Source organism: Mesorhizobium sp. P3_A9 (genome assembly GCF_056402975.1).
Map to the genome: position 1 here is coordinate 1 of NZ_JBFUGJ010000444.1, position 4,058 is coordinate 4,058.

Genomic DNA, 4,058 nt, shown 5'->3' on the forward strand with positions numbered 1-4,058 from the left:
CACGCCGATAATTACGAGATCGACGGCCAGCACGCCTGGGTCACCTTCACCATCAAGCATGGCATCTACGGCACCGCGCATGGCCAGTTCGATGCCGTGAAGGGCGCCATCGTGATGGACAACGCCGATCCGTCGAGGAGCAGCGTCAAGGCCGAGCTCGATGTCGGCTCGGTGCACACCGCCTATGACCAGCGCGACAGCGATCTGAAAGGCCCCGACTTCTTCAACGCCGCAGAATTCCCGGCGATCTCCTTCGAAAGCACCAAGGTCGAGAAGGTCAGCGACAAGACCGGCAAGGTCACCGGCAATCTCACCATCAGCGGTGTGTCCAAGGAGATCACGCTCGACGTGACGCTGGTCAACGAGGCGCCCGCACCCTGGGACGCGACGTTGACCAAGGCGGCGTTCACCGCAACGGGAAAGGTGAGCACCGCGGACTTCCCGATGGCCAAGGCCGCCGCCGGCTTCGGCCTCGGCCCGGATGTCGACATCGTCATCGATCTCGAAGCGGTGAAGAAATAGGCCGACCTCTTTGTCTTGACGCAATTCCGGACGGAAAACCGCTTCACACTTTTCCTGGAATTGCTTTGGCGGGGTGTGGCGACGGCCGCGCGGCCGAAAGGTCGCGCGGCACTCCATCGGCAGGCGTGAAGTGCGCGTTCAGTCAAAACAAAGTTCCCGCTCGGACAAGACGCGAAATGGCCGATGCCGCACTATCCCCCTCGAAGATCGGCGCATAGCCGGCGCGCTCACAAATCGGGATGGAACCATGCGATTTCTTGGAAAGACGGCTTTCATCACCGGCGGCGGCACCGGCATCGGTGCGGCGGTCGCCAGGCGCATGGCGGCCGACGGCGCCAGAGTGGTGCTGATGGGCCGGCGGCGCGAACCGCTGGAAGCGGTGACCAAAGACATTGGCGGGCTGGTGGTGCAGGGCGACGCCGCCGATCCCCAGGCGGTGCGCGCGGCGCTGGCCGAAGTGCATGACAAGATCGGACCGGTAGACATTCTCGTCGCCAATGCCGGCGGCCATGGCGTCGGCCCGACCATTTCGATGAGCGACGAGACCTGGAGCCTGGCGACACGCAGCAATCTAGACACCGCCTTCGTCTGCGCCCGCGAATGCCTGCCGGACCTGATTGCGCAAAAGGGCAACATCGTCGTCGTCGCCTCGATCGCCGGCCTGTTCGCCGGGCCGGACGCGGCCGGCTACGTCACCATGAAACATGCCTGCATCGGCTTCGGCAAATCGCTGGCCCGCGACTATGGCCGCAAGGGCGTGCGCACCAACATCATCTGTCCGGGCTGGGTGTCGACCGACATGGCCGACGAGCAGATGGAAGTGATCGTCGAAAAGCACGGGCTCGGCTCGATCGAGGAAGCCTACCGGCTGGTGACCAAGGACGTGCCGCTCGGGCGGCCGGCGACACCGGGAGAGGTTTCCAACGTCATCTGCTTCGTCGCCTCCGGCGAGGCGGCGATGATGAACGGGTCGATCCTGACCGTCGATGGCGGCGCCACCGTCGTCGACCTGCCGACATTAGCCTTTGTCGATTGATGTGGAGAGTGCGATGAACGACCAGAACAGACCGGCGGACTGGAAGCATTTTGACGATTTCGCTGCCGGCATCGCCACCAACCGGCTGGCGACGACGGATGCGCTGCGCGGCCAGACCTTCAAGATCACGCTCGACACCGGTCGCACCATCGACCTTGCCTTCACATCGCTCGACACGGTGGCGTGGAGCGAAGGCACGGAAGCGGGCGCCGACTGGTACGAGGCGCTGGAAGTCGCCGCCAACGTGTTCTTCATCAATATGATTTTCTCGGCCCGGCCTGATGAGGACGAGGCCTTCATCATCAACACCAGCACGCGCCGCGTGCTGTCGGTGCGCGAACGGGTGCGCGATGCCAGTGAAGCGCCCGGCGAGCCGCGCGTGGCGCAGACCTGGTCGGCCGGCGTGCTCGGCGATCCCTCGGTCGCGCCGACCGGCACCGCGCCGGCGCCGACCCGCGACCTGATCGGGCTCACCGCGCACTACACATACAGCCCCAACCATGTCTACGAGCACATTTATATGAGCTCCGAGCGCTATGCCTGGCAGAACCTTGTCGGCATCCAGCGCGGCCATGGCGACGTCGATCTGGCGACGACCTGGAAGTTCGCCGAGAACCAGTATGTGTTCGGCTTCCGCGAGTTCATCATCCCGGTCGCCTCGCTGTTCTTCTACAATTGGGACGTCATGCGCTCGACGGGCAAATTCCTCGGCGTGACCAGCCAGGGCAAGATCGAGAACAAGCCGGCCGGCGCTCAGATCGAGAAGAAATCCAGAACCGTCTACGACGAAGGCAAGGCGCCGGTCTGACCGCGCGGGAGAACGCTATGGGCAAGAACTACGAAGCGATCAAGGCGCACTACGCCGGCTCCGACACCAAGGATCTCTCGGCGATGATGGCGCCGGTCACCAGCCGCACCGCCTGGACCGAGATGGCGGGCTTTCCCTATGCCGGCACCTATGTCGGCCCCGACGCCATCATCGAAGGCGTCTTCAAGCGCATCGGCGAGGAGTGGGACGGTTACGCCTTGAAGCTCGAAAAACTGGTCGATGGCGGCACCACCATTGTCGGCATCGGCACCTATTCGGGTGTCTACAAAAAGACCGGCAAGCCGATGTCGGCGCGCGTCGTCCATGTCTGGGAAATGGAGGACGGCAAGGCGCTCAGTTTCGAGCAGTTCACCGATACAAAGCTGGTCGCGGCAGCGACGGTCTGAGGCATGCCTGCGGGCACCGCCCGCACGATCCAAAAACCTGGGAGGATGAAATGGGAAACAGTCTGAAGGCAATGCTGGCGGGCCTGGCTCTGACAAGCGCGATTGCGCTTGGCGACACCAGCTTGGCGAATGCCGGCGACACCGAGATCGTCATCGGTGCGCCGATCTCCTTGACCGGGCCGCTGGCCGGCGACGGCAAGGAGCAGAAATGGGCCTATGAGCAGGCGGTCGCCGACATCAACAAGGCCGGCGGCATCATGGTGAAATCCGTCGGCAAGAAGCTGCCGGTGCGCCTCGTCGTCGCCGACGACGAAAGCTCCGAAGGCAAGGTCGCGTCGGCGCTGGAAAACCTGATCAAGGTGCAAAAGGTCGATGCGCTGCTGTCGACCCATTCCGGGCCGATGAACATTGCGGGTGCCATCGTCGCGGAAAAATACAAGAAATTCTACATGATCACGACGGCCTTCCCGTTCGAATGGCAGCCGTTGAAGCTGAAATATTCGGCACTGTTCTTCTTCCATCCAGGGCCGGGCGCGGAAGTGCCGTTCGAGATCTGGGACAAGCTGCCGGCCAATGAGAAGCCGAAGAACCCGGCGCTGGTGTCCGAGGATTCGCCCGACGGCAAGGGCTTTGGCGGCGCCTTCGAGGCGGCGGCCAAGAAGTATGGCTACACTTTCGCCGTCGATGATCCCTGGGCGATCGGCGCCACCGACTATTCGGCGCTGATCACCAAGCTCAAGGCGGCAGACGTCGACGCCATGCTGGTGTTCGGATCGCCGGCCGACACGGTGACGCTGCTGCGGCAGATGAAGGAGCTCGGCTTCTCCGTGCCTTACCTGCATGGCTGGAAGGGCACCTGGACGGGCGAGTTCCACGAGGCGCTCGGCGCGGATTCCGACTACATCCTGACCGACGGCTTCTGGTCGTCGAGCTATCCCTACCATGGCGCCAAAGAGCTCGGCGACCGCTACGAGGCGGAGTTCAAGAAGGACTCCGTCACCGTCGGCGCCTTCTACGCCAATGCGCAGGTGCTGGCGCAGGCGATCGAGAAGGCGGGCTCGACCGATGCAGGCGCGATCCACGACGCGATCTTCGGCCAGGAGTTCAAGGATACGGTCGTGGGCGATCTCAAATTCGACCAGACCGGCTTTGCGCTCATCCCCAGCGTCGCCACGCAATGGTGGCAAGGCAAGCACCAGCTGATCTTCCCGGACGGCAACTGGACCTACAAACCGGCGCCGGCCTGGGACAAGCGCTGAGCGGCTGAAAAGCAGCGGGCGGGGGA

General features: G+C 63.6%; 5 protein-coding genes. All 5 read left to right on the top strand.

All coding sequences use genetic code 11. The annotated features are described in order from the left end of the window. Window positions 1-522, top strand: a 522-nt coding sequence (locus tag AC1DX0_RS32110; RefSeq protein ID WP_477358429.1) for a YceI family protein, incomplete at its 5' end; no start/stop codon positions are given. A 247-nt stretch (window positions 523-769) separates the two neighbouring features. Continuing rightward, the gene (locus AC1DX0_RS32115) at window positions 770-1,558 is read left to right on the top strand and encodes an SDR family NAD(P)-dependent oxidoreductase (protein WP_477222874.1); all 789 of its coding nucleotides are present in this window, start codon (window positions 770-772) and stop codon (window positions 1,556-1,558) included. A gap of 13 nt (window positions 1,559-1,571) precedes the next feature. Continuing rightward, on the top strand, window positions 1,572-2,366 hold the full coding sequence (locus AC1DX0_RS32120; RefSeq protein ID WP_477222873.1) for a MoaF C-terminal domain-containing protein: 795 nt from the start codon (window positions 1,572-1,574) through the stop codon (window positions 2,364-2,366). Window positions 2,367-2,383: 17 nt separating this feature from the next. Continuing rightward, entirely contained in the window at window positions 2,384-2,773 is a 390-nt protein-coding gene (locus AC1DX0_RS32125; RefSeq protein WP_477222872.1) for a nuclear transport factor 2 family protein, read from the top strand. Between the two features lie 50 nt (window positions 2,774-2,823). After that, window positions 2,824-4,032: an amino acid ABC transporter substrate-binding protein gene (locus tag AC1DX0_RS32130; protein ID WP_477222871.1), complete on the top strand. Its 1,209-nt coding sequence runs from the start codon at window positions 2,824-2,826 to the stop codon at window positions 4,030-4,032. Window positions 4,033-4,058: the final 26 nt, after the last annotated feature.

Excerpts from the sequence above, each read along its gene's own strand:
- AC1DX0_RS32115 (WP_477222874.1), top strand. The coding sequence starts at position 770 with ATGCGATTTCTTGGAAAGACGGCTTTCATCACCGGCGGCGGCACCGGC.
- AC1DX0_RS32120 (WP_477222873.1), top strand. The coding sequence starts at position 1,572 with ATGAACGACCAGAACAGACCGGCGGACTGGAAGCATTTTGACGATTTC.
- AC1DX0_RS32125 (WP_477222872.1), top strand. The coding sequence starts at position 2,384 with ATGGGCAAGAACTACGAAGCGATCAAGGCGCACTACGCCGGCTCCGAC.
- AC1DX0_RS32130 (WP_477222871.1), top strand. The coding sequence starts at position 2,824 with ATGGGAAACAGTCTGAAGGCAATGCTGGCGGGCCTGGCTCTGACAAGC.